The following is a 25,479-nucleotide window of genomic DNA, read 5'->3' as shown; positions in this document are numbered from 1 at the left end:
TACTTATTCATTGTTGGCTACCAATAAGTTACACAGCTTGAACAGCACCCTTGCGCCTACATTCGCATCCCATTCATCATGGGAGGTGCTTACCTCGTTCAGGTCGAAGCCGATAAGCTTGCGGCCGCTGGCCAGCAGGCGCTTAAACAGGTAAAATATCTGCGCTACCTCAAAACCGCCGGGTACCGGGGTACCAGTATGGGGGCACAGCTTGGGATCCAGCCCGTCTATATCAAAACTGATATATACCTGCTGTGGCAAAGCTGCTATAATGCGGTCGCAGGCTTGTTGCCAGGTCTCGCCCTCAAACTGCCTTTCTTTTATATCCTTGTCAAAAAAGGTCACCACCCGGCCATTGCTCTCCTGTATAAAGTCCAGCTCTTCCTCACAATAGTCGCGGATGCCCACCTGCACCAGTTTTTGCAGCTGGGGCACCTCTTTCAATGCATTATACATAATGGAGGCATGGGAGTACTGGAATCCTTCGTAGCTGTCGCGCAGGTCACAATGGGCGTCTATTTGCAGAATGCCAAAATCGCCTTTCTTTTCCCCTATGGCCTTAAAAAAGCCCAGGGGGGTGCTGTGGTCGCCGCCTACCAGGCCTACCAGCTTACCTTTGTTAAGCAAGGCAATGGTTTGGTTATACACCCACTCGTTCATAGCCTTGGTGCCGGTATTAACGTCCACCAGGGTTTTCTTAAGGAATTGATTCTCACCTATATCGCCGCCTTCTGTCAGGAATTTAATATACAGTTCGGCTTCCTTGCGCAGGTAATCACTGCGCAGCAGCAGGTGTTTGTCCGGTTCCCGCATAAAGAACCCTTTTTTCCAGCCGTCTTTAACGTCCGGGTCCAGGAGGTCTACCTGGAAAGAGGCTTTAAAGATCTGCTCCGGGCCACGGGCCGTACCATTGGAATAGGATACGGTCACTTCCCAGGGAACGGGCAACAGTACCAGTTTGGCGTCTTCCTCACTGAAGGGAAGGCCAAAGACGTTATTGGATAATACGCCTACCGAATTAGGATCAAATTGTGATAGATCGGCCATGATGGTGATAGTTCAATTTTCAATTTCCGGCGCAAAGATAGTGATCTGTTAACTAAGACCTGCCGGTTTTTAAAATCCCGGCCCCCGGGACTTACCTTTTGTATAAAAAATAAGGAAACCAGAAAGCTTTTTGCGTTAATTTTGCGGCTGAAATAAGACGGGGTACCCGGAGTTTTTCACGGAAATAATCACAGACGATAAGGAAGCATGCCGAAAATTTAAGCTATGAAGAAAACAAACATCGTTCTACTGGTAGTGATCGCAGTGGCCATAGGGGTTATTGTAACAATGGCGGGTGATTTCAGCACTTATGTAACTTTTGCCACCGCTAAGGAAAAAGAAGGCAAGGAATATCACGTGATCGGGACCCTGGACAAAGCCCAGGCCCTTAATTATGATCCGGTAAAAGACGCTAACTACTTCACATTCTACATGAAAGATAAGCTGGGTGAAAGCCGTAAAGTAATATTCTATGGCACCAAACCCACTGATTTCGAGAAGGCAGACCAGCTGGTGCTTACCGGTAAGATCAGCGGAGAGGAGTTTCATTGTGACAAGATCCTGATGAAATGTCCGTCTAAATACAAGGAAGACCAGGTAGCCATGAGCACCAAAAAAATGTAGTCTCCTATTACTTTACCATTCATCACAACATCTTGGAAACAAAATACATAGGGGAACATCTGCTACCCGGCCAGTTGGGGCATTTTTTTGCTGTACTGTCGTTTATGGCCTCCCTGGTAGCCACCATCGCTTATTTCAATGCTGTAAGGATCAAAGAAGCCCCCCTGCAGGACTCCTGGAAGAAATTGGCGCGATATGCATTCGTAGTGGAAATACTCTCATCTTTCGCTGTATTTGGCATCTTATACTACGTACTCTACAATCACTTCTTTGAATATAAATACGTTTGGCGTAACTCATCCCGCACCCTTGAGGTAAAATACCTGCTCTCCAGCTTCTGGGCAGACCAGGAAGGCAGCTTCCTGCTGTGGAGCCTTTGGCATAGCGTACTGGGTTGCATCCTCATGTTCAGGGCAAAGAAATGGGAGGCGCCGGTAATGACCGTGCTGTCCTTCGCCCAGTTCTGCCTGGCCAGCATGCTGCTGGGTATCTATATATTCGGTTACCGTGTTGGCAGCAATCCTTTTTTGCTGTTACGCCAGGCAGAAGAGAACATCAACCTGCCCTGGGTATCCTTACCGGATTACCTGAGCAAGATCCCGGACGGCAATGGTCTTAACCCGCTGCTGCAGAACTACTGGATGGTGATCCACCCGCCGGTGCTGTTCCTGGGCTTTGCCTCCATGATCGTGCCTTTTGCCTTTGCTTTTGGCGGATTGTGGACCCGCCAGTATACAGAATGGACTAAACCTGCCATGCCCTGGGCCCTGTTTGCAGGCATGATACTGGGCACTGGCGTAATGATGGGCGCCGCCTGGGCTTATGAATCCCTCACTTTTGGCGGTTACTGGGCCTGGGACCCCGTAGAGAACGGCTCCCTGGTACCCTGGATCACACTGGTGGCAGGTATCCATACCCTGCTGGCCTACCGGTCCACCGGGCATGCGCTTAAATCCACCTTCTTCTTTTTCTTTATCTCCTTTGTGCTGATATTGTATGCCACTTTCCTTACCCGTAGCGGCATACTGGGCGAAACTTCCGTACACTCCTTTACAGACCTGGGTATGAGCGGACAGCTCCTGGTATACATGGCAGTATTCACTATCCCGGCTTTTACGCTGCTGATCATGCGCCGTAAGGAGATACCGGATGTAAAAAGAGAGGAAAGCTCCTACTCCCGCGAGTTCTGGCTGTTTGTAGGTTCACTGGTGCTGCTCATAGCGGCCATCCAGATCACCTTCACCACTTCCATCCCCGTATGGAACAAATTGTTTAAACTGAACATGGCCCCGCCCACAGAGGCGGTGTTCCACTATAATAAGATCCAGATCTGGGTAGCTATTGTACTGGGCCTGCTCACGGCCATCGTACAATTCCTGAAGTATAAGGATACGCCGCGCAAACACGTTACCCAAAAGCTGTTATGGCCTACCGTGATTGCATTGGTAGCCACCGCCCTCATAGGCTGGCTGGGTAATATCAACTTCAGGGCTTACGGCGCCGGCTTCCTGGTAGCCATCTATATCATGCTGTTTGCCAGCGTATACGCCATCATAGCCAATACAGCCTATATCTTCAGCGGCCTGAAAGGCAAAGTAAGATCTGCCGGGGCTTCCGTTGCGCATATCGGTTTTGGGATGATATTACTGGGCGTGCTCATTTCCTCCTCTAAAAAAGAAACCATCTCCATCGACAAGATGAAGATGATAGAGCCTGGTTTCTTTGGCGAGCAAAGCAAAGAAAACCCTCGGGAGAACCTGATGTTGCCGCGTAACTTCCCCATTCAGATGGGTGCTTACCACGTGACCTACGCTGGCGACTCCACCGTTCCCGGTGATCCAAAGACCTATTACGTGGTACGTTATGAGAAAAAGGATCCCGCCAACGGCGCTACGCTGGAAAGCTTTACCCTGTACCCGGATGCCTTTGTGAATACAAAAGGACAGGAAGGCTTAACGCCCAACCCTTCATCCCGTCACTACCTCACCAAGGATATATTTACCTATATAACAGCAGTACCGCGTAAAGACGCGGCCAACGATACGGCGCAGTACAGAACGCACCAGGTACAGCAGGGCGATTCCATCTTTTTCTCCAGCGGTTACATGGTATTCACCGGCCTGCAAACGCAACCGGAGAACAGGAATTACCAGGCCCAGACCGGCGACCTCGCCGTAGGCGCCAAACTGCAGGTATATAACAAGAACAATGAGCAGTTTACACTGCAACCGGTATACTATATCCGGGATAGCACCTACCAATTCAGCGTGCCGGATACTTTATCGCCTTTATCCCTGTATGTGAAGTTCAGCAAGATCATGCCCAAGGATAACAAGATCGAGCTGGAAGTGAAGGAAGGCGGTACTTTTGATGACTACATCGTGCTGAAGGCCTTTATTTTCCCTTACATCAATGTATTGTGGATCGGCGTGCTGATCATGATCGCTGGTTTTGTGATGAGCATCGTCCAGCGCGCAAAAAAGACGGCGGAAAAAGTGGCGGTGAAAAGCGGGAAGATAGCGGTTAGCGAAGAGCTATAGTCTCAATCATAAATCCTTTTCCCATGAAACGCAAATGGCTGCGCGTAACCCTGGTGGTTATTGTGGTGCTTGCAGGCGTGTATGTATTGGGCCCCAGCCCCGCCACGCCGGTATATGCGCCAGGCCTGCCCCCTGTGCCAACAAATACTGCCGCCCTGCAACAATACGTGCAGGTACGCGAAAGCCATCACCGTATTAAGCCGGAGAACGAGGCCTGCATTGTCTGGCAGGACTCCCTGCACCGCAAAACGCCTTACAGCATTGTTTACCTCCATGGATTTTCTGCCAGCCGTAAAGAAGGCGATCCGGTAGCGCCGGATATTGCCCGTCGTTATGGCTGCAACCTCTTCCTGTCCCGCCTGGACGGGCACGGCATAGACACGTCTGAGCCGCTGCTCACCATGACGGCGGAAGGCCTCTGGCGCGACGCCAAAGAAGCCCTGGCCATAGGCCATAGCCTGGGGCAGCGCGTAATTATCATGAGCACCTCCACCGGCGGTACCCTGGCCCTGAAACTGGCAGCGGAATTCCCCAACGAGGTGTATGCTATAGTAAATATGTCGCCCAATATTGCCATCAATGATCCCCTGGCATTCCTGGCCAATAATCCCTGGGGCCTGCAGGTGGCCCGCTACGTGAAAAAAGGCCTGTATAACCGTTCCAGCGATAATGATCCCGTGAGGGGGCGCTACTGGAATAATGCTTACCGCCTGGAGGCGGTGATCCAGCTGGAAAACCTGCTGGAAAGCACCATGACCAAAGCCACCTTTCAAAAAGTGCATCAGCCCATATTAAATCTCTATTATTATAAAGACGAAGCACACCAGGATCCCACCGTAAGGGTGTCCGCCATCCTGGAAATGGAGAAGGAACTAGGCACGCCTGCCGCGCAAAAAGCCGCCATTGCCATAGCTGGTGCGGGCGCGCATGTGCTGGGCTCCTCGCTGGTGTCCAAAGATGTGCCGGGCGTAGAGCGCGCCATCGATGATTTTATGACGCGGATATTGAAACTAAAGCCGTTATGATGATAATCCGCAGCACCGCCGCCAGAATTTTACAGGGGGTATATATCTAAAATCTTTTATTGTAACTTTAGTATATAAAATAGCGTTTGAACGTACATGTGCCGTCTTAAAACACTTTTTTTCTTCACCGTTGTATCATGCATCCTCCTATGCCGGAAAGATGCGGTAGCACAGGCTGCCGCAGAAGGCCAGGGTATGCACGTAAGGGCGGTGATCGTAGGCACAGATACATTGCCCTCTATTACCCTCAATATCTTTGAAGTAACGGAAAAACTGCCCCGCCGCCTGCGTAAAGAGCGCGAACGCTGGAGCCGCCTGCGCAATGCTGTGTATGTGACCTATCCCTACGCCAGATCCGCCTCCCGCATCCTCAAGGATGTAAATGCCCGCCTGGCCTCCATGCCTAATAAAAAGGACCGGAAAGCATATCTGGCCACTAAGGAAAAGGAGCTCAAAGCCGAATTTGGCGATAAGCTGGAAAACCTGTCCATCTACCAGGGCAAAGTGCTCATGAAGCTGATAAACCGCGAAACCGGCGAGAACTGTTACGAGATCATCAAAGAGCTGAAAGGCGGCTTTAATGCCAGGGTATGGCAAACAGTGGCCTTTTTCTTTGGCGGCAACCTCAAAAGCGAATACGATAAAGAAGAGGACAGCGATATTGAGGTGATCGTACAGGAAATAGAAATGTACCGCTATTACCGCGCCTATAATTGATATTCCCCATTCCCCCGATTTTAACATTTCCTCCGTTTATTTTGAACGATTCTTGCATATTGTGGATATTATGATATCCATGCATCTAATTATAAAGAACAAGATGAAACAGGCGATTATTATAGGTTCCCTGCTGCTTTGCGGGTTTAGCTTGCAGGCGCAGGACAGTACAGACGATGCAGTGCAGGTCTATATCATTGACAGCGTGGAAGTGGACCCGGTGGCGGTGAATGAGCTGGGGCCTGACCAGATAGCCATGATCACCATTGCAAGGGGCCGGAAAACAGTTGAAAAATATGGGGACCGCGCTACCAACGGCGTATTTTATATAGAGACTAAACCGTTTGCCCGCAAACGTTATAACCGCATGTTCAGCAGCCTGTCGCCCGCCTATGCCGCCGCCTTGCAGAAATATGGCAATGACAGCAGCTTCCGTTATATTATGAGCGATAGCGTGATCACCACCAACCCGGTCTCCCAGCTGGCCGCGCTGGAAAAAAAGGAGATAGCGGATGTACAACTGCTAAGCGCTGCAGATGGCAAAAAGCGCTATGGCTTAAAAGAAGAAGAGATTGGCGTGGTGATAACGATCCATTAGCTCTTGCACTTATTTATAAAAGTAGAGGGGGTACCGGCTAACGGTACCCCCTTTTCTTGTTTGTTATCAATCTATCAACCAAAACGTAAGTTTATCCGGCAAATCCCGGGTTCTGCGGGCGCAGGCTGGGATTGTTGTTCATTTCCAGTGTAGGCAGCGGCAGCAGCAGGTGTTTTTCCTGCAGGGTAGGCCCATAACTGAATTTGTGCCCTACAAAATTGTCAAAACCTTTAGTGGCCTCGTTAAACGCTTTGCGCAGGCGCAGCATATCAAACCAGGCTTTGCCTTCATAACAAAGCTCGTACCAGCGCTCTCTCCAGACAGCTTCGCGGAAAGCGGCCTTGGTAAACGTAGCAGGCGTGGTAAGTGCAGCGCGGTCGCGGATTTGTTTCAGTGCGGCTATAGCGGCAGCAGAAGGCGCGGCGGCTGCTTCGTTCTGCGCTTCTGCATAGATCAGCAGTACCTCCGCATAGCGGATCAGCGGCCAGTTCATACCGCTTTGCGCGGTGCCTGCCACCCCGGCGGTACCATTGGCAGCGCGGTCAAAATGTTTAAAGATATACGGGGCGTTCAGCTGTTTTAAAGCGCCATTGCCATCCTGATAATAGGCGGTATAAAAGAACTGTTGCTCCTGTTTACGTTTGTCGCCCGTTTCGTAGGAATTGTAGAATGCCCTTGTGGGAACAGTACTGCCGATCTGTGTGCCAAATGCGGATACGCCGCCAAAGTTGGGCAGCATGGGTTGCTGAAAATCAGCGCGCGCATCGGATACAGAAGCAGAGTACTGGATCTGGAAAATATGTTCCGTCCTGTTTTTAAGCGCCGGCGTATGCAGGTTCTCGTAAGTTGGGAACAGGCTATAATCGCCATGTGTGATCACCTCGTTGGCCTTATCAGCTGCCAGCTGATAGTATTGCGCGCCTTTATTAAGCGGAAAACCCGCCATGGTCAGGTACACGCTGGCCAGCAGTGATTTTGCGGCGCCCAGGTTAGCCCTGCCTGTTTGATCTGTCCAGGGCAGGCCGGCTGCTTCCGCATCCTTCAGGTCCTGTACGATCTGGTTATATACTTCTTCCTGCGGCGTACGGCCAGGGTACAGTTCCGGGTCCGTATATGATTCAATGGGTTTGATGGTCAGCGGTACATCTCCCCACAGCCTTACAGCATAGAAATAATGCAGCGCGCGCAGGAACTTGGCTTCGCCTATATACCGCGCTCTCAGTCCTTCATCCATATTGGGGATGTCCGGTATTTTGGCAATAGCCAGGTTGGCATTGGCAATACCCCTGTACAGGCTGTTCCACCATTGGCGCACATGCACATTGTCCGCATCATACGCCAGGTTTAACAGGTTGTTCAGATCGGAGTTCTGGCCGGTCTCGGAGGCAGAGGTGCCGGAAAGCGCTTCCGGCAGCTGGAAATTATAAGAGAAAATGCCGGCGCCGGCAGACATAAATCGGAGGTTGGCATATACGGAGTTTACGGCTGTTTCCGCATGTTCAGGCAGCGTAAAATAACTGTCCGGTGCAAGGTTGGACGGGTCATTCTCTTCCAGGTATTTGGTACAACCTGCGCCAATGAACAGCATACCGCAAAGTAACAATCCTATTTTAGTTAAGTGAAGTCGCTTCATGATTAAGTTCTTTTAGTCAACAATGAATTACAAACCAACATTCAATCCCAGGGTGAACCGGGTAGGTTTGGGATAGTCAAAGAAGGTCTGTCCCTGTGCAAATGCTTCGCCGTAGGTAGTCACTTCCGGGTCGTTTCCGCTGAAATTGGTCCACAGGAAAAAGTTCTGTACAGAACCGTATACCCGCAGCTTATTCAGGTACAATCTTTTGATCAGAGAAGTGGGGAAAGTATATCCCAGCAGCAGGTTACGGCCGCGCAGGAAAGAACCATCCTCTACCCAACGGGTGTCCACATTGGTTACATAACCGGCCCTGGTATCGCGTAAAGCGGCGATATCTGTATTCTGATTATCAGGCGTCCACGCGTTCAGTACGGTCTTGTAGCTGTTGGCAATGGCCACGCGGTCTTCACCGGAGTGGTGTGTCATGTTCAGCACATCAGCGCCGTAGGAGTACGCCAAGTCTACGGTCAGTTCCAGGTTCTTATAGCGGAAAGTGTTGATAAAGGAACCATATACATCGGGGTTGTTATCGCCAATGATCTTGCGGTCAGCATCATTGATCTGGTAATCGCCGTTCACATCCTCATAGCGGATATCGCCCGGCAGGATGGGCTGGCTGCTGCGATAGCTTGCAAATTTGGCCGCTTCCGCTGCGTCTTTGGTGCTCCAGGTGCCTAAACGGTTCAGGCCCCAGAAAGAACCTACAGATGCGCCTTCCTGCAGGATACCCGTGGGGTTGGTAAACCCGGGGTTACCGCTGAACAGTGGGGCAGGGGTGGCCAGTGTCAGTACCTTATTTTTGTTGGTAGAGGCTACTAGGCTGGTGCTCCAGGTAAAATCATTGGTCTGGATATTCACGGTGTTAATACCCAGTTCCAGGCCTTTATTTTCCAGGGTGCCTACGTTACGGATAATGGTAGCATAACCACTGGTCAGGGGCAGGGGAGCTTCCAGCAACATATCCGAAGTTTTGCGGTAGTAACCGTCTATTTCTATGGAGATCCTGTTCTGCAGGAAGCCTATTTCCAGGCCTACGTCATACTGCTTGGTCTTTTCCCATTTCAGGTCTGGATTGGCCAGCCTGTTAATACCAATACCGGCTGCCCTGGCGTCGCCAAATACGGCCGTGTAATTACCCAGTAACGGTAGGGATGCGTAGGTATTGATCTCTGAGTTACCGGTTAAACCATAGCTGGCACGCAGTTTTAAATGTGAAATGGTAGGACTGCCTTTCAGGAAAGGCTCTTCAGAGATCCTCCAGGCCACTGCCGCAGAGGGGAAGAACGCATACTTATTCTCTTCGCCAAACTTAGACGCGCCATCCGCACGGCCGGTCAGCGTTAACAGGTATTTGTCCTTGTAGGCATAGTTCAACCTGCTGTAGTATGAGTTAAACGCAAACCTGGCGGCGCGTGATCCCGGTGTGGGGAAATTGGTGGCGGCGCTCAGGTTATTGAATTTCAGGTAATCTGTCTGAAAGCCTTCCCCAACCGCCTGGAAGCCCTTGATATTAGTGAGGTACCATGACATACCCGCCATACCGGTAAATGAATGGTCTGCGCCAAACTTACGGGTATAGGTCAGGTAGGTTTCTGTAGAGATAAAGCTTTCGCGGTTATCGTCCAGTACGGCACGGCCTTTCTGGTCCTGGGAGATCTGGTTCAGGTTACGGCCGTTGTATTCGCCGCGGTTACGGGTAACGATGGAAGTACCCAGTACAGAGCGCAGCTCCAGGCCTTTGGCCAGGTGAAGATCGGCATAAAAATTACCCAGTACGGTCTGCGTCACCATTTCATAGAAACGGTTGGTCATAATGTTTACCGGGTTCTCACCGCCTTCCATACCCTGGTACATATAGTTACCGGCCCATCTGCCGTCCGGTAATTTAACCGGAAGAATAGGCAGGCCTTCTGTAATCATACGTACGGAGTTAAGACCGCCGGTGCCCTGATCCACGATATTTTCCACCTGGTTGTTATAACCCAGGTTACCGCCTACAGAGATCCAGTTCTTCAATTTTGTATCAAAGGTGAAACGGGCAGAGTAACGTTTCAGGTAAGAGTTCAGTAACAGGCCGTTATCATCCAGATAACCCATAAAAACGCCATAGGAACCGTCTTCATTACCATTGGTGAAAGATACCTGGTGGTTATGCCCCAGTTTGCTTTGGGTGGCCTCTTTCAGCCAGTCTGTGTTGTAGATGGGCACGGGGTTGCCGCTGCCGTCCAGGCGGAAAAGCACCGGGTTACCGGCGGTATTGCCTTCCAGGTAATTCCTCCTTTTCTCAACCGGATCAGAATACTTACCGTCTGCCCAACCCTGCGGATCGTAGGTTTGGGAGTTCTTGTAAGCCTGTTCCTCTACAAACAGGAATTCGTTGGCATCCAGCATTTTCACACGGTGAGGGCCTATGATGGGCACAAAGGCATTCACGTCATAGGTGATCCTGGGCCCGTCAGAAGAGCCGCGTTTCGTTGTAAGCAGCACTACGCCATTGGCGCCGCGGGAACCGTAGATCGCCGTGGCGGAAGCGTCTTTCAGTACTTCCACAGATCCGATATCAGCCGGATTAATAAAGTCAATGGCGTTAGAGAACTGTGTTTGCGTGCCCACCGGTAACATCACCCCATCTACAATATACAGGGGGTTATTGGAGGTGTTGATGGAGCTGAAACCACGTATGCGCACACGGGTTTGACCACCCGGGCGGCCGGAGTTCTCCGTTACGTTTACGCCCGGCAAACGGCCGGCCAGGGCCTGGTTTACAGAAGGTAAGGGCCTTTCTTCCAGCTGGGCGGCCTTGATGGATGCTACCGCGCCAGTGATATCAGACCTTTTCTGGGTACCATACCCGATTACTACTACGTCCTGCAGGGACTTTACATCAGGCGCCAATGCTACGGCTACATTGCTGCCGGCTGGCTTATCCTGCGGGATATAGCCTACAAAAGAGAAAGTGAGCGTGGCGCCCTCCGGAGCTTCCAGAGAGAATGTGCCATCTGGTTTTGTTTGTGTACCAGAAGTGGTACCTTTTACTTGTACAGTAACGCCGGGTAGGGGAGAATTGTCCTTGGCGTCAGTAACCCGCCCGGAGACCTGCCGGGTTTGGGCAGCAGCCAGCAAACACATTAATAGGCATAACGTGTTAACCAGGCCAGTTCGCATAAGAAAGGTTGATGTTTTCTTCATACGCTTTGGTTTTTTGGTTTATTTACGATGTAGAATAAGCAGCATCGATCCTGCCGTAGAGCAGCACAGTAGTTTGGGGGGACTTTCGGGCATAACTTGCCCGCTAACTTTTATTTATTCAGCAGAAAATAGAAATGACGACCCATTGAGCATTGATACTACACAACATAACGTGATGTCCCCCTTTGTCAGCAAAATCGATTTAGCATTTGGTTTTTAAAAAAGATCCTAAAAGGACCTGCCAGTACTTTACATGTTTACAGAATCTTATTTAAAGGTTAAAGTTTGATACTTCAGTTCATTTCACTGTTTACTACGTACGAATGTGGAATCTTGGACTTTTGTTTCTTGGAATAGTTCTTATGTAAAAATAGTATTCTTTTTTACATTCCAAAACGATTGTTCAAAAAATTAGTTGAGCGGCACGCATAGCGGGATTGAACCGATTGCATTAACAGACGGATAACATCCGCTGCCTATCTTTTATAACAACAAAACCCCGTGTTTGGTTGTATAAAACCTTTAGATAGACCGTCGTTTGATGAACTTCCCCTCCAGTAATATCTGCTGTTTGCGGGATTTTGCCTTGGTGGCGCCCAATTGTTTCATAAGCAGGGCAATGGCCGTTTTGGCGATATTGTCAATGGGTTGCTGCAGCGCGCTGATGCCAGGGGGATACAGGCGGAACACATCGTGGTCGTCAAAACACACCACCGCCAGATCGTCGGGTATACGCAGCCCCAGGTTGGTGATGCTTTCCATGCCGGCCACCCCCAGGTAATTAGTGCCAAACAACACGGCGCTCATATCCCGGTGCCGGGTAATAAAAGCGCTGATCTGTTTGATGATGGTCTTTTGTGGCGTATCATAGGCAATGCCCAGCACATACTGTGAGGAGGCCGGTATCTTATACTCCGTGCAGGCATCGCGGTAGGCCCGCTTGCGTTGCTGCAGCTGTACCAGGTCCAGGTCTGCCGTAATAAAGCCTATTTTACGATGTCCCTTTTTCAGCAGCTGTTCCATACAGGTCCGGACCCCCTTGTAATTATCCACCAGCACATAAGGTGCGTTCAGACCTTCAAAATAGCTGTCCATCAGTACCAGCGGCCGCTTTAGCTGCAGCAGCTGCGCTATGTCTTCTTCCATACCGGGGGCAGGGGTGATAAGATAACCATCCACCTGGTGTTTGAACATCATCTGGATCAGCTCTTTGCCTTTAAGAGGATTATTCTCTGTGCTGCAGTACATGATCTTATAACCATAGCTTTCTGCCTCTACTTCTATGGTGCGGGCCAGGGAGGCAAAGAAGCTGCCGGAAATGCTCTCTACCAGCAACCCTAATATCTTGGATTGCCCGGTCCGGAGGTTCACCGCTACAGGATGCGGTTGATACCCTGCTGCCTTGGCTACACTAATGATCTTTGCGGCCAGTGTTTCGCTGATACGTCTTTGTTTGGCCTTACCGTTCAACACCAGCGATACTGTGGAAGGCGCTACCCCCGCCTTCTGGGCTACATCTTTAAGCGATACTCTTTTCATATGGAAAATGGGGCTGGCGTAATATACAGACTTTTCATATGCTATGCCTATAAAAATCAACAACATGTCTTTTATGATCAGGATGATTATACATGCGCTGCTCATAGGCGCACAGATATACGCAGCTTTAATAAACTAAAACTTTTTCCGTTCTTTGCACCCGTAACAGAGGCTGAAAAAGCATTATGAAACTAGACATACTCGCAATAGCCGTCCACCCGGACGATGTAGAACTGGGCTGTGCCGGTACCCTGATGGTGCACGCCGCACAAGGCATGAAAGTAGGAGTGGTAGACCTTACCCGCGGAGAGCTGGGCAGCCGTGGCACCCCTGATACCCGGGAACAGGAAGCAAAAGACGCCGCAAAGATCATGGGCCTCACCATCCGTGAGAACCTGGGACTGAAAGATGGTTTTTTCAGGAACGATACCCCGGAGCAGCTGGCCATCATAACGGCTATACGAAAGTACCGGCCAGACATTGTACTGGCCAATGCCATAGACGACCGTCACCCGGATCACGGGCGCGCCGCCAAACTCATTGCTGATAGCTGTTTCCTCGCCGGCCTGCGTAAAGTGGAAACCGCCTTAAATGGGGAATTTCAGGAACACTGGCGCCCCAAACAAGTATATCATTTCCTGCAGGACCGTTATCATGAGCCGGATTTTGTGGTAGACGTCAGCTCCGTAATGGAGCGCAAACTGGAAGCCATCCGCAGCTTTAAGACACAGTTTATGGTCAACCAGGACGAAGAAGTGCAGACCTATATTTCATCTCCCGGCTTCTTCGACAGTGTGATATACCGGGCCAAAATGTTGGGTAAGATGGTAGGGGTAGAGTACGCAGAAGGTTATACCAGCGCCAAAGCAATCGGTGTCCGCAATTTTGCAGACCTCATCAACGCTGAAACATGAGATCCTTCCTCTTACTATTCATATGCTTATTCAGCAGTGCCGCCGTACTGGCGCAGCAGGAAGATAAACGGCTGGCCGCCCTGTTGCGCCCCTTATTGGCCCAACACCATGGCGTAGCCGGCATTTATGTACACCACCTGAAAAAGGACCGGTATGTGGCCATCAACGCGGATACGGTGTTCCCTACCGCCAGTACCATCAAGATACCCATTATGATAGGCGTCTTTGATAAGATAGCTAACGGGGAGCTGCAATACCATCAGCAGCTCATTTACAAGGATTCCCTGCTGTACGAAGGGGAGGAGGACCTGCTGGGATCCTTTAAAAGCGGACAAAAGCTGGAATTGGCCAAGGTAATGATGCTGATGCTCACCATGAGCGACAACACCGCCAGCCTCTGGCTGCAATCACTGGCCGGTGGCGGGCTCCGGATCAATACCTGGCTGGAGGCCCATGGTTTTGTAAATACCCGTATGAATAGCCGCACGCCCGGCCGGGAGGTTAACCGCAGTCAATATGGCTGGGGACAGACATCGCCCCGCGAAATGGCGCGTCTCATGGAAATGATCTATAAAGGGGAAGTAGTGAGCAAAACAGCCAGTGAGCGCATGTACCGTAATCTTACCCGTAATTACTGGGATACAGAGGGGCTGTTGCAGATACCGCCATATATAAGAACGGCCTCCAAAAACGGCGCAGTGGATGCGTCCCGCTCGGAAGTGATCATGGTAAATGCCCCGCATGGGGACTATGTATACAGTATTATCACAAAAAATAACCAGGATCAGAGCTGGGAAAGGAACAATGAAGCCTGGAACTTGCTACGCAGCGTAGCGGGCGTGATCTGGAACTATTACGAGAAAAAGGACAAATGGGTGCCTGACCCTGGGGTAGGGCAGTTCTGATCCGGATGGGTAACCCGTTCGTTGGCCATTATCAGATGAATAGATCCTGGGTAGCGTCAAATTCATCCGTTCTGCTGATGCTGTTTTTAATAAACGGAATCAAAGCAAGGCCTACCGTAATGATCACTAAAAGTACATGCTTGAGTTTAATACCTGCCATAAAAGTGTTTTTTCAAAGTTCTCTATGTATAACTAAATAACGTGCCAAAATGTTACGGTAAAACAGGCGCGTAACTGGTAGCCTGAACAGCTGGAGAGCCGTCCCCGCGCCTGATCGCAGCATTAGCGGGGCCTATAGAGGATTATCTATGGAATAATGGATAAACTATAGATAATTTCAATACCTTATCTTGAAAATCTATTTGACTTATTATGGCCGGAAAGAGAACTTTGCACCGGATTTAAAATGCGTACCTGATACGCAAAGAACCTTGAACAGGGGATCGAGAAAGCAATATAAATTAAAAACAACATATAACACCATGAAGAATGTAATCCTGTCCGTAGGTTCCCAGTTTCCGGAATTTAAGAAAACGGCTGTAGTGTCCATCGAGAAAGGCAAAGAATTTTACGACGTATCTTCTGAAGAGATCCGTAACTCCGGCAAATGGATGGTAATGTTCTGGTGGCCTAAGGACTTCACCTTTGTTTGTCCTACAGAAATTGCAGAATTCAACAAACACAACCAGGATTTCCTTGACCGTGACGCGATCCTGTTAGGCGCTTCTACCGATACTGAGTTTGTGCACCTGGCCTGGAGAAAAGACCATGAAGACCTGCGCGGCCTGCATTTCCCCATGCTGGCAGATACTTCCAAAACCCTGGCAGAAGAACTGGGTATCCTCGAAGCTAACGAGAAAGTAGCCTACCGTGCTACCTTCATCGTAGACCCTCAGGGTATCGTTCGTTGGGTTTCCCTGTACGACCTGAACGTAGGCCGTAACGTGAAAGAAGTACTGCGCGTGCTGGATGCCCTGCAGACAGATGAGCTGTGCCCCTGCAACTGGCAGAAAGGCGAAGCTACCCTGGTTGGATAATCACTTTGATTTTCATTAGGTTCATAGTCCATGGCCATATTGGTTGCGTTTAGGCAGTTAACTATGCGTCATGGACTTCTTATTTAAAAAAGTATAGATCATGTTTGCCACTACAAATCAAGATACAGCCATCCAGCTGCTACAGGCGGTGGGCCTCACAGAAAGCGCCCTCTCTACCCACCTGCAGGCGCTGGTAGCTACAGATGCCCGGTACCTGAAGGATCTGAAGATCAATATCACCAATGCCCTGGAAGCAGCTACCCTGCAAAAAAAGGAAGCATACCTGCTTGGTTTTGCCGTAGCCATTAACGAAAAGCAACCTGCCCTGCAAACAGCCCTCGAAACGCTGGCCCGGGAGCATGGCGCTACTGACAAAGAAATTGCAGAAGTCATCAGCTGCACCTCCCTCATGAATGCCAACAACGTATTTTACCGTTTCCGGCATTTTGTGAATAAGGAGTTCTACAATGTAACGCCCGCCGGTATCCGGATGAGCATTATGGCCAACCCCGTGCTGGGCAAGGAGTTCTTTGAACTGTTAAGCCTGACGGTATCCGCCCTGAATGGTTGCGAAATGTGCGTGACCTCCCACGAGGAGGCGCTGCTGAAACACGGTACAGAGCAACAGCGCATCCTGGATGCGGTGCGCCTGGGTGCAGTACTGCGCAGCCTGACGGCAATCCTGTAAATTCTTAGCCGCGATAGGAGGGCGTCACATCGTTCGCGGGTGTGGCGCCTATTTTTTTGGGCAGCGCCTCATATATTCGTGGGAATGTTAATTTATTCCCTCGCAGGGTAAATACGAATGACTATCTTTGCAACGATCCGATGCGTTTTTGTGAAATTGGTGACTGATATCTTGTGAAAGATGGATATGCTGAGGATACAATAAACATATGACCATTACCTTTTTAACCACATATTTCGCTGATTTTCCCGAATGGAAGGTATAAAAGAAAATGTGGATATCTTTTGAAACAATTTTCATAACCCGTTGATTAGTAAATCGTTTAAAATAATTAACACCTGCATATATATCCACATTTTAATTTTATCCGGTGGTGTTAATAAAATTAAGCAACAATATTTGCGAAATCAATAAAAAAGGTGGACTTTTGCAGTCCAAAATTTTTTCGATCATGGCAAGAGTATGTCAGGTGACAGGAAAGAAGCCGATAACAGGTCACCATGTTTCCTTCTCTAATATCAAAACTAAGAGAAGATTTCTGCCCAACCTGCAGAAAAAGCGTTTTTTCCTGGCGGAAGAGGACCGCTGGATATCCTTAAAAGTGTCTGCGGACGGTTTAAGGACTATTAACAAAAGAGGCCTGTATGCGGTCGTAAAAGAACTGCGTGCTGCCGGTCAGGAAATCTAATTACAGCATTCACTTAATTGTAATATACAATGGCAAAGAAAGGTAACAGGGTGCAGGTAATCCTGGAATGTACCGAGCATAAGACCTCTGGTCAGCCGGGTACTTCCCGTTATATCACCAACAAGAACAAAAAGAACACTCCGGAGCGTCTGGAGCTGAAAAAGTACAATCCCATCCTGCGTAAGGTGACTGTACACAAAGAAATTAAATAATTTAGTTAAATTGTCTTAAAGGCGAAATGGTTGTTTATACGCAACTGTTTCAAAACCAGTTAGCAATTAAACCGATAAACCAATTTACCAATGGCAAAACAAGCTTCTAAGAACTCGAAAGTAAAAGATACGAAGGCTGCCGCTGACGCAAAGGTGTGGACCAAAGTGGTGAAAGCAGTTCGCTCTCCCAAATCCGGCGCCTATACTTTTAAAGATACCATTATACACAAGGACAAGGTCCAGGAGTATATGAACCAAAAGTAATTCGGCTTTACAACATCATATTGCACAGAAGCTGTTCCGTTATACGGTACAGCTTTTTGTGTTTGTGATTAGCCCCGCCCGCACATCCACCCCCGTCGCCCTTTGATCCATCAACACATCCCCCATCAGCACATTAGCACATCTGCACATCCGCACATCAGTTAATCGCCGTTTAATTGTAAATTGCAGCCTGGAAATAACCGGACGTCCATGATTTCCGGCTGGAGCCATGGACCAAACCCAATAATTATGAGCTTTTTAAATAAACTATTTTCACGGGAAAAGAAGGAAAGCCTGGATCAGGGACTACAGAAAACCAAAGAAAGCTTCCTCTCGAAAGTAGGCCGCGCCATCGCCGGCAAATCCTCCGTTGATACTGAAGTATTGGATAACCTGGAAGAAGCCCTCGTTTCTGCAGACGTAGGCGTAGATACTACTGTACAGATCATCGACCGCATAGAAAAACGGGTTGCTAAAGATAAATACCTGGGAACCAGTGAATTGAACAGGATACTGCAAGAAGAGATTGCAGGTCTGCTGGTAGACGCGCCAGATGGCGGCTTCCGCGATTTTGACCTGCCCCAGGGTAAGAAACCTTATGTGATCATGGTCGTAGGCGTAAACGGCGTAGGCAAGACCACCACCATCGGCAAGCTGGCCTATAACTTTAAAAAAGCCGGTAAATCCGTATTACTGGGGGCAGCAGATACTTTCCGTGCCGCCGCCGTAGACCAGCTCACCATCTGGAGCGACCGCGTAGGCGTACCCATCGTAAAACAGCAAATGGGCTCCGATCCTGGCGCAGTAGCTTTTGATACCGTACAAAGCGGCGCCGCCCGTAATGTGGATGTGATCATCGTAGATACCGCCGGCCGCCTGCATAATAAAGCCCATCTGATGGATGAGCTGAGCAAGATCAAACGCGTAATGAAAAAAGTCATCCCGGATGCCCCGCACGAGGTATTGCTGGTATTAGATGGTTCTACCGGTCAGAACGCCCTGGAGCAGGCCCGCCAGTTTACCGCCGCTACAGAGGTCACCGCCCTGGCCATCACAAAATTAGACGGTACCGCCAAAGGTGGCGTAGTGCTCGCCATTGCCAACCAGTTCAAAATACCCGTAAAATACATCGGTATCGGCGAGAAAATGGAGGATCTGCAGGTCTTTGATAAAACAGAGTTTGTAGATTCACTATTTAGCATAAATGGCTGATTATTAAATAATTTACTTTATTTATATAAAATTCCTATTAAAGAAATAGTGCCGTAACTGGCACTATTTTAGGTTATAATCGGTTGTAAAGCTCTTTTATTTAAATTTGGATGATTGTTCTGTTTTAACACCCTTTACTTGTTTGTATATCATTACAATTCGTTTATATGAATATAATCGCTATAGACAGAGTTGAAGAGATTACCCCGGAAGCATTCAGACAACAGTATTACGAGCCGCGGAAACCGCTGGTGATATCCGGCCTAAGCAAACAATGGCCAGCCCGGGACAAATGGACCTGGGATTATTTCCAATCTATCGTAGGCAACCAGACCGTTGGCGTTTACAACAATGAAAGGGCAGGGGCCGGCACAGTGGTGAACGGCGCCGATGATTATATCCGCTTTGGCGACTACCTTAATATGATACAGCAGGGGCCGGTCCAACTACGCATCTTCTTGTTTAACATTTTCCAGCATGCCCCCCGGATCGTAACGGACTTTACCTGGCCGGATCACCTGGCAAAAGGCTTCCTGAAACGATATCCCATGCTGTTTGTAGGCGGCGCCGGATCCGTAGCGCATATGCACTACGATATCGACCTGTCCCATATCTTTCATACCCAATTCTTAGGCCGTAAGCGGGTATTATTACTGGAGAACAAACAATCCCCCCTGATTTATCGTATGCCCTTTACCGTAGAAAGCGCCGCCAACTTTCTAAACTGGCACCAGGCATTGGATACAGAACAATTTCCTGCCCTGGAATACGCTAACGGTTATACGGCCATCCTTAACCATGGCGATACTTTATTTATGCCTGGCGGCTACTGGCACCATATGGAGTATATGGACAGCGGCTTTGCCATGAGCCTGCGGGCGCTGGACCAGAGCCTCACCGGCAAGCTGAACGGCCTCTATCATCTTGTTGGCCTCCGTGGCGTGAACAACCTGCTCATTAAACTCGCGCCGGAATGGTGGTACCATTATAAACGCAAACTGGCCCACCGCAAAGCGGGCCGTCTCATAAAAGAGATGAGTTGATATGCATACACACCATCAACTCATCAGCTTCACAATTTTTTAATTTGCATTTCACTAAAGGATGTGCTAATTATGCAATCGTTACAGGTACATGATTGATCCTACGGGAAGGCATTTATACACCCTTAAACGGCATATTTGCACTTTTGCACATTAATCGTTACCTTTGCACCTTCCAACAATACACCCCCACTAAGGCAAAGTCACATACAGTAAGTCTGCTGTTTTTATTTGTTCGTGTCTTTAATGTCTTCGTGGCGGTAATAAACCGGCAATGAAGACAAGAACTTTAAAGAAAGACAAGGTTAATATTATCACATTAGGATGTTCTAAGAACATGGTTGATTCTGAGGTGCTTAGCGGTCAGCTAATGGCAAACGCCATCGATGTTGTACACGAGAACACCAAAAAAGACCATAACATTGTTGTTGTGAATACCTGCGGTTTTATTGATAAAGCCAAGGAAGAATCTATCAACACCATCCTCGAACAGGTAGAGCTTAAACAGCGCGGACGGCTGGATAAAGTATACGTTACAGGTTGCCTCAGCGAACGCTACCGGGGCGATCTGGAACAGGAAATACCAGGTGTAGACGCCTGGTTTGGTACCATGGAGCTGCCGCTGATCCTCAAGAAATTCGACGCGGATTATAAAGCGGAACTGCTGGGCGAACGCCTCTTAAGCACGCCCGCCCACTACGCCTACCTGAAAATAGCAGAAGGCTGTAACCGTACCTGCTCTTTCTGCGCCATACCGCTGATGCGCGGTGGCCACGTATCCAAACCCATAGAAGCCATTGTGGCCGAAGCGGAGAAGCTGGTGCGTTTTGGCGTAAAAGAGATCATGCTCATTGCGCAGGAACTTACCTACTATGGCCTGGACCTTTATAAGGAACGCCGCCTGGCAGACCTCTTAAGGGCGCTGGCAGCAGTACCCGGCCTGGAATGGATCCGCCTGCATTACGCGTACCCGCATAAATTCCCCATGGAGGTGCTGGATGTAATGCGCGAGCATTCCAACATCTGCAACTACCTGGATATGCCCTTGCAGCATGCCGCCAACAACATGCTCAAAGCCATGAAAAGGCAGATCACCCGGGAGGAAATGGAAGAACTGGTATACGCCATCCGCGAAAAAGTGCCCGGCATCTGCCTCCGCACTACGCTCATCACCGGCTTCCCCGGCGAAACGCTCGAAGACGTGGAAGAGACAAAACGTTTCCTGGAGAAAATGCGCTTCGACCGTGTAGGCATCTTTACCTACAGCCACGAAGAAGGCACCAGCGCCTACGAGCTGGAGGATAATATCCCGGCAGAGGAGAAAGAGCGCCGCGCACAGGAGATCATGGAAGTACAGCAGGAGATCTCGCTGGAAAAAAACCAGGAAATGGTAGGCAAAGTGCTCAGGGTAATAGTGGATAAGAAAGAATCCGGCCGTTACCTGGCGCGTACAGAGTTCGACTCCGTAGAGGTAGACAATGAAGTAATTATTAATACGAGCAAAAGACTGCAACCTGGCGATTTCGTACAGGTGCGGATCACCAAGGCGTTTGATTACGACCTGGAGGGGGAACTAATTTAAGCAGATAGCCTCCGGCTTATTACACATAATGGCTCCGGACGGAGCCTGTTAAAGCAAATCAATGACAACATTTGAATCACTGGGCTTACAGGAGCCCATTTTAAAAGGAATCCAGGACCTGGGATTTGTTTCACCCACCCCTATACAGGAAAAAGCTATTCCTGTGTTATTGACCGGCGACCGGGATTTTGTGGGACTGGCACAGACGGGTACCGGAAAAACGGCAGCATTTGGCCTGCCGTTGTTACAACAACTGGATATTAAGCGCAGACAGCCCCAGGGCCTTATTTTATGCCCTACACGTGAGCTGTGCCTGCAGATAACGAACGATCTGAAGAACTTCAGCAAACACCTGGGCGATCTGAGCGTAGTAGCCGTTTACGGCGGCGCCAGCATCGTACAGCAGTTGCGGGAGCTCAAAAGAGGCGCGCACGTGGTGGTTGCTACCCCCGGCCGCCTGCTGGATATAATTGAACGCGGCGCCGTTAACTTTGAAAATGTACGCTATGCCGTACTGGACGAAGCAGACGAAATGCTGAACATGGGTTTCCAGGAAGATATCAATAACATCCTCTCCAAAACCCCGCAAACAAAGACCACCTGGTTGTTCTCCGCCACCATGCCACAGGAAGTACGCCGTATTGCCCAGCAATACATGACGGACCCCTTTGAGCTGACCGTAGGCACCAAAAACAGTGGCAACGTAAATATTGAGCATGAATACTACGTGGTGCGCCCGCGCGAAAAATACGCAGCGCTGAAACGTATTGTGGATTATAATCCTGAGATCTTTGGTATCGTGTTCACCCGTACCAAGATAGAATCCCAGGAAATCGCAGAATCACTGATCCGCGATGGCTATAATGCAGACGCCCTCCATGGCGACCTTACCCAGCAGCAGCGCGATAAAGTGATGAAACGCTTCCGCGAAAGAGCCCTGCAGGTACTGGTGGCCACCGATGTGGCTGCCCGTGGTATCGACGTGGACAATGTGACCCACGTTATCAACTACGAACTGCCGGATGATGTAGAGAACTACACACACCGTAGTGGCCGTACCGGCCGCGCTGGTAAATCGGGCATATCAATTGCTATCATTACTGGTCGTGACGTTGGTAAGATCCGCCAGATAGAAAGGGCGATAAGCAAAAAGTTCATTAAGGCAGAAGTGCCGGATGGTTTTGCCGTTTGCGAAAAACAACTGTTTGGCCTGGTGCATAAGGTACATAACGTAACCGTGAACGAGGAGCAGATAGAGCCCTATCTGGAGCGTATATACGAAGAGTTTCAGAACATGAGTAAGGAAGAGCTGATCAAGCGCTTTGCTTCGCTGGAGTTTAACGAGTTCCTGGAATACTACCAGGATGCGCCGGACCTGAACGTAAAGGAAGAAAAGCGTACCTATGGTGAAAGCAATGGCGCCGGCGGCGGCATGAGCTTCCGTGGCACCGGTAAATTTACCCGCCTGTTCATCAACCTCGGCTCTGTAGACGATTTTACCCGCGGCGATATGCTGCGTTACCTCTGCGATACCAGCGGGGTAAGGGGCAACAAGATTGGCCGTATAGACCTGAAAGGCGTATACTCCTTCTTTGAAGTGGAAAACGATGTGGTGGAAAAATTTGTGCAAGGATTTAAAAAAGCAGAACACAATGGCCGTAGCGTTCGTATCGAAATGTCGCAGGATGGTGACAAACGTCGCAGTGGCGGCGGTGGCAGCCGTCCGCCCCGTAGGGATGGCGAAGAAGGCGGCAGAAGGAACGGCGCTCCCCGTCCCGGCTTCAAACGCAGATACTAATAGCTTTGCACACAACATAGCTGAAAAGATTACTATAGGGAATTGGAAAAATAAAAAGTCCTTCCGGTGCTACCGGGAGGACTTTTTTCGTTATTTTCCATCCGGAAACGATCAACGCGTTATGAGCAAATGGAACACCCAAAAAATGAAATCTAATAGCTGATGTCAACTGAATCATACCGCACATTACCATCTGTAGCACCCTTTTCGCTGTTCTCCTCCCGGGATATTGAACTGTTCCAGGCAGGCACGCATGAGAGACTGTACGAAAAGTTTGGCGCGCACTTCCTGGAATACGAAGGGGAGAAGGGTACCTACTTTGCCGTATGGGCCCCCAATGCAGCCTATGTTTCAGTTACCGGCGACTTTAACGAATGGGACCGTTACACGCATACCCTGTTCCCGCGCTGGGATCATTCCGGCATATGGGAAGGGTTTATTCCCAAAGTAAAAAAGGGCAGCCTCTATAAATACTTTATCCGCTCCCGCTCTGGGGAGGAGTTGTTTAAAGGCGATCCCTTTGCCCTGTATTGGGAACTGCGCCCCAAAACAGCCTCCATTACCTGGGAGCTGGATTATAAATGGAAGGATAAGCAATGGATGGCAAAACGGGCTGCGCATAACAGCCTGCAAAGCCCCTTTACTGTATACGAAGTGCACTTAGGCTCCTGGCGCCGCCCGGATCCTAATGACCACGAGGTGTTTTACACCTACAAGGAGATCACGGACAGGCTCTTGCCCTATGTAAAGGAAATGGGTTTTACCCATGTGGAGCTCATGCCCGTAGGGGAACATCCTTTTGATGGCTCCTGGGGATACCAGCAGACCGGCTATTATGCGCCCACCTCCCGCTACGGTTCGCCGCAGGACTTTATGGCCATGGTAGACGCCTTCCACCAGGAAGGCATTGGGGTACTGCTGGATTGGGTGCCTTCGCATTTCCCGTACGACGCGCATGGCCTCTACCGCTTTGACGGATCGCATGTCTATGAGTCCGCAGATACGCGCAAAGGCTTTCACCCGGACTGGAACAGCTATATCTTCAACTATAGCCGTAACGAGGTAAAAAGCTTCCTGCTTAGCAACGCCATCTACTGGCTGGAGAAATACCACCTGGATGGCCTGCGCGTAGATGCTGTTGCCTCCATGATCCACCTGGATTACTCCCGCGAGGCGGGCGCCTGGGAGCCAAACGAATTTGGCGGCCGGGAAAACCTCGACGCCATCAACTTCCTGAAGCACCTCAATGAAAGGATCTATGCCCTCTTCCCGGATACGCAGACCATTGCTGAGGAATCCACCTCTTTTTACGGCGTATCCAAACCTACCTTCCTGGGAGGTTTAGGCTTTGGTATGAAATGGATGATGGGCTGGATGAACGATACGCTCGACTTCTTTAAAAAGGACCCGCTGCACCGCAAATGGCACCAGGATCAGTTTACCTTTAGCATTGCCTACGCCTTCAGCGAGAACTTTATGTTGCCGCTAAGCCATGACGAAGTAGTGCATGGTAAATCGCCATTGATCTATAAAATGCCCGGTGATGACTGGCAGAAGTTTGCCAACCTGCGCCTGTTATATGGCTACATGTTCACCCATCCTGGTACCAAGCTGCTGTTCATGGGCGATGAGTTTGGTCAAACGCAGGAATGGAACTACAAGTCAGAGCTCAACTGGAATCTGCTGGAACATCCCACACACAAGGGATTGCAGCAGTTTGTAAAGGACGTGAACAAGCTGTATACCTCACAGCCCGCCCTGTATGAAAAACAGTTCGATTATCACGGCTTTGAATGGGTCAATGTAACAGACTATGACAACAGCGTGCTGGCATACATGCGTAAAGGCGTCAACGAAAAGGACCAGCTGCTGGTAGTGCTGAACATGACGCCCATGGTGCAGGAAGACTATCTGTTAGGCGTTCCTGCTGCCGGCGTTTGGAAAGAGATCCTGAACAGCGATGATCCGCGTTATTACGGCAGCGGCGTAGTGAATACCGGGGCCATTACCACACAACAACAGGCTTATAACGGAAAGGATTATACGATCAAACTGCGCGTACCGCCATTAGGCGCCATTGTACTAAAGCAGGAATAAATTTTCGTTTTACGATACCAGGGGCTGACCACAAACCAGTGGTCAGCCCTGCTTGTTTTTAGTCAGCCTTGTTTACCGTCAACCATAGCTATTAATTATCATTTATGAAAGGATCTAATACCTG

At 49.6% G+C, this 25,479-nt stretch carries 21 protein-coding genes; 17 read left to right on the top strand and 4 right to left on the bottom strand.

The window, feature by feature from the left end:
* Positions 1-3: 3 nt before the first annotated feature.
* Positions 4-1,047, bottom strand: a complete 1,044-nt coding sequence (locus F0L74_RS11140) for an agmatinase family protein (RefSeq protein WP_149837940.1) — start codon at positions 1,045-1,047, stop codon at positions 4-6.
* A 225-nt stretch (positions 1,048-1,272) separates the two neighbouring features.
* Here F0L74_RS11140 and F0L74_RS11135 point away from each other — a divergent pair, with 225 nt between their 5' ends.
* The 5 genes from F0L74_RS11135 to F0L74_RS11115 all read left to right on the top strand — a co-directional run bounded on the left by F0L74_RS11135 (position 1,273) and on the right by F0L74_RS11115 (position 6,551).
* On the top strand, positions 1,273-1,671 hold the full coding sequence (locus F0L74_RS11135) for a cytochrome c maturation protein CcmE domain-containing protein (RefSeq protein WP_149837939.1): 399 nt from the start codon (positions 1,273-1,275) through the stop codon (positions 1,669-1,671).
* A 32-nt stretch (positions 1,672-1,703) separates the two neighbouring features.
* A complete protein-coding gene (ccsA, locus tag F0L74_RS11130; RefSeq protein WP_246197679.1) occupies positions 1,704-4,211 on the top strand; it encodes a cytochrome c biogenesis protein CcsA in 2,508 nt (835 codons plus the stop codon).
* Between the two features lie 23 nt (positions 4,212-4,234).
* Positions 4,235-5,236: an alpha/beta hydrolase gene (locus F0L74_RS11125; protein ID WP_149837938.1), complete on the top strand. Its 1,002-nt coding sequence runs from the start codon at positions 4,235-4,237 to the stop codon at positions 5,234-5,236.
* Between the two features lie 96 nt (positions 5,237-5,332).
* Complete coding sequence (locus F0L74_RS11120; RefSeq protein ID WP_149837937.1) at positions 5,333-5,953, top strand: DUF4294 domain-containing protein; 621 nt, start codon at positions 5,333-5,335, stop codon at positions 5,951-5,953.
* Between the two features lie 103 nt (positions 5,954-6,056).
* Complete coding sequence (locus tag F0L74_RS11115) at positions 6,057-6,551, top strand: hypothetical protein (protein WP_149837936.1); 495 nt, start codon at positions 6,057-6,059, stop codon at positions 6,549-6,551.
* A gap of 91 nt (positions 6,552-6,642) precedes the next feature.
* On the opposite strand, the gene F0L74_RS11110 is transcribed toward F0L74_RS11115, so the two are convergent.
* The 3 genes from F0L74_RS11110 to F0L74_RS11100 all read right to left on the bottom strand — a co-directional run bounded on the left by F0L74_RS11110 (position 6,643) and on the right by F0L74_RS11100 (position 12,915).
* Complete coding sequence (locus tag F0L74_RS11110; RefSeq protein ID WP_149837935.1) at positions 6,643-8,184, bottom strand: RagB/SusD family nutrient uptake outer membrane protein; 1,542 nt, start codon at positions 8,182-8,184, stop codon at positions 6,643-6,645.
* 27 nt (positions 8,185-8,211) lie between these two features.
* Positions 8,212-11,376 carry a SusC/RagA family TonB-linked outer membrane protein gene (locus F0L74_RS11105; protein ID WP_149837934.1) on the bottom strand — a complete coding sequence of 1,055 codons (3,165 nt, stop codon included), beginning with the start codon at positions 11,374-11,376 and terminating at the stop codon, positions 8,212-8,214.
* A 522-nt stretch (positions 11,377-11,898) separates the two neighbouring features.
* Positions 11,899-12,915 carry a substrate-binding domain-containing protein gene (locus F0L74_RS11100; RefSeq protein ID WP_149837933.1) on the bottom strand — a complete coding sequence of 339 codons (1,017 nt, stop codon included), beginning with the start codon at positions 12,913-12,915 and terminating at the stop codon, positions 11,899-11,901.
* Between the two features lie 185 nt (positions 12,916-13,100).
* Between F0L74_RS11100 and bshB1 the strand changes: the two genes are divergently transcribed.
* From bshB1 to glgB, 12 genes are all read left to right on the top strand, one after another.
* Positions 13,101-13,829: a bacillithiol biosynthesis deacetylase BshB1 gene (bshB1, locus tag F0L74_RS11095; RefSeq protein ID WP_149837932.1), complete on the top strand. Its 729-nt coding sequence runs from the start codon at positions 13,101-13,103 to the stop codon at positions 13,827-13,829.
* On the top strand, positions 13,826-14,734 hold the full coding sequence (locus tag F0L74_RS11090; protein ID WP_149837931.1) for a serine hydrolase: 909 nt from the start codon (positions 13,826-13,828) through the stop codon (positions 14,732-14,734). The genes bshB1 and F0L74_RS11090 overlap by 4 nt, the downstream gene beginning before the upstream one ends.
* A 482-nt stretch (positions 14,735-15,216) precedes the next feature.
* Complete coding sequence (locus F0L74_RS11085; protein WP_149837930.1) at positions 15,217-15,771, top strand: peroxiredoxin; 555 nt, start codon at positions 15,217-15,219, stop codon at positions 15,769-15,771.
* A 100-nt stretch (positions 15,772-15,871) separates the two neighbouring features.
* Positions 15,872-16,459, top strand: coding sequence for a carboxymuconolactone decarboxylase family protein (locus tag F0L74_RS11080; RefSeq protein ID WP_149837929.1), 588 nt, complete (start codon positions 15,872-15,874; stop codon positions 16,457-16,459).
* A 451-nt stretch (positions 16,460-16,910) separates the two neighbouring features.
* Complete coding sequence (gene rpmB, locus F0L74_RS11075) at positions 16,911-17,147, top strand: 50S ribosomal protein L28 (RefSeq protein WP_145715343.1); 237 nt, start codon at positions 16,911-16,913, stop codon at positions 17,145-17,147.
* A 29-nt stretch (positions 17,148-17,176) separates the two neighbouring features.
* Positions 17,177-17,359, top strand: a complete 183-nt coding sequence (gene rpmG / locus F0L74_RS11070; protein ID WP_149837928.1) for a 50S ribosomal protein L33 — start codon at positions 17,177-17,179, stop codon at positions 17,357-17,359.
* 90 nt (positions 17,360-17,449) lie between these two features.
* Complete coding sequence (locus F0L74_RS11065; protein ID WP_149837927.1) at positions 17,450-17,623, top strand: DUF4295 family protein; 174 nt, start codon at positions 17,450-17,452, stop codon at positions 17,621-17,623.
* A 249-nt stretch (positions 17,624-17,872) separates the two neighbouring features.
* Positions 17,873-18,835: a signal recognition particle-docking protein FtsY gene (gene ftsY, locus F0L74_RS11060; protein ID WP_149837926.1), complete on the top strand. Its 963-nt coding sequence runs from the start codon at positions 17,873-17,875 to the stop codon at positions 18,833-18,835.
* Positions 18,836-19,002: 167 nt separating this feature from the next.
* Positions 19,003-19,878: a cupin-like domain-containing protein gene (locus F0L74_RS11055; RefSeq protein WP_149837925.1), complete on the top strand. Its 876-nt coding sequence runs from the start codon at positions 19,003-19,005 to the stop codon at positions 19,876-19,878.
* A gap of 274 nt (positions 19,879-20,152) precedes the next feature.
* A complete protein-coding gene (gene rimO / locus F0L74_RS11050) occupies positions 20,153-21,460 on the top strand; it encodes a 30S ribosomal protein S12 methylthiotransferase RimO (protein ID WP_149837924.1) in 1,308 nt (435 codons plus the stop codon).
* A 61-nt stretch (positions 21,461-21,521) separates the two neighbouring features.
* Positions 21,522-23,258, top strand: coding sequence for a DEAD/DEAH box helicase (locus F0L74_RS11045; protein WP_149837923.1), 1,737 nt, complete (start codon positions 21,522-21,524; stop codon positions 23,256-23,258).
* 162 nt (positions 23,259-23,420) lie between these two features.
* Positions 23,421-25,355, top strand: a complete 1,935-nt coding sequence (gene glgB / locus F0L74_RS11040; RefSeq protein WP_149837922.1) for a 1,4-alpha-glucan branching protein GlgB — start codon at positions 23,421-23,423, stop codon at positions 25,353-25,355.
* The last annotated feature ends 124 nt before the right edge of the window (positions 25,356-25,479 follow it).

The organism is Chitinophaga agrisoli (assembly GCF_008386695.1).
GTDB classification, from domain to species: Bacteria; Bacteroidota; Bacteroidia; order Chitinophagales; family Chitinophagaceae; genus Chitinophaga; species Chitinophaga agrisoli.
Note: the sequence above shows the minus strand (reverse complement) of the source record. Positions and strands in the feature narration are given on the sequence as shown.

Excerpts from the sequence above, each read along its gene's own strand:
- F0L74_RS11085 (WP_149837930.1), top strand. The coding sequence starts at position 15,217 with ATGAAGAATGTAATCCTGTCCGTAGGTTCCCAGTTTCCGGAATTTAAG.
- ftsY (WP_149837926.1), top strand. The coding sequence starts at position 17,873 with ATGAGCTTTTTAAATAAACTATTTTCACGGGAAAAGAAGGAAAGCCTG.
- F0L74_RS11055 (WP_149837925.1), top strand. The coding sequence starts at position 19,003 with ATGAATATAATCGCTATAGACAGAGTTGAAGAGATTACCCCGGAAGCA.
- rpmB (WP_145715343.1), top strand. The coding sequence starts at position 16,911 with ATGGCAAGAGTATGTCAGGTGACAGGAAAGAAGCCGATAACAGGTCAC.
- rimO (WP_149837924.1), top strand. The coding sequence starts at position 20,153 with ATGAAGACAAGAACTTTAAAGAAAGACAAGGTTAATATTATCACATTA.
- F0L74_RS11120 (WP_149837937.1), top strand. The coding sequence starts at position 5,333 with ATGTGCCGTCTTAAAACACTTTTTTTCTTCACCGTTGTATCATGCATC.
- F0L74_RS11115 (WP_149837936.1), top strand. The coding sequence starts at position 6,057 with ATGAAACAGGCGATTATTATAGGTTCCCTGCTGCTTTGCGGGTTTAGC.
- F0L74_RS11135 (WP_149837939.1), top strand. The coding sequence starts at position 1,273 with ATGAAGAAAACAAACATCGTTCTACTGGTAGTGATCGCAGTGGCCATA.
- bshB1 (WP_149837932.1), top strand. The coding sequence starts at position 13,101 with ATGAAACTAGACATACTCGCAATAGCCGTCCACCCGGACGATGTAGAA.
- rpmG (WP_149837928.1), top strand. The coding sequence starts at position 17,177 with ATGGCAAAGAAAGGTAACAGGGTGCAGGTAATCCTGGAATGTACCGAG.
- F0L74_RS11110 (WP_149837935.1), bottom strand. The coding sequence starts at position 8,184 with ATGAAGCGACTTCACTTAACTAAAATAGGATTGTTACTTTGCGGTATG.
- F0L74_RS11140 (WP_149837940.1), bottom strand. The coding sequence starts at position 1,047 with ATGGCCGATCTATCACAATTTGATCCTAATTCGGTAGGCGTATTATCC.
- F0L74_RS11105 (WP_149837934.1), bottom strand. The coding sequence starts at position 11,376 with ATGAAGAAAACATCAACCTTTCTTATGCGAACTGGCCTGGTTAACACG.
- F0L74_RS11080 (WP_149837929.1), top strand. The coding sequence starts at position 15,872 with ATGTTTGCCACTACAAATCAAGATACAGCCATCCAGCTGCTACAGGCG.
- F0L74_RS11090 (WP_149837931.1), top strand. The coding sequence starts at position 13,826 with ATGAGATCCTTCCTCTTACTATTCATATGCTTATTCAGCAGTGCCGCC.
- F0L74_RS11045 (WP_149837923.1), top strand. The coding sequence starts at position 21,522 with ATGACAACATTTGAATCACTGGGCTTACAGGAGCCCATTTTAAAAGGA.
- F0L74_RS11100 (WP_149837933.1), bottom strand. The coding sequence starts at position 12,915 with ATGAAAAGAGTATCGCTTAAAGATGTAGCCCAGAAGGCGGGGGTAGCG.
- F0L74_RS11125 (WP_149837938.1), top strand. The coding sequence starts at position 4,235 with ATGAAACGCAAATGGCTGCGCGTAACCCTGGTGGTTATTGTGGTGCTT.
- F0L74_RS11065 (WP_149837927.1), top strand. The coding sequence starts at position 17,450 with ATGGCAAAACAAGCTTCTAAGAACTCGAAAGTAAAAGATACGAAGGCT.
- glgB (WP_149837922.1), top strand. The coding sequence starts at position 23,421 with ATGTCAACTGAATCATACCGCACATTACCATCTGTAGCACCCTTTTCG.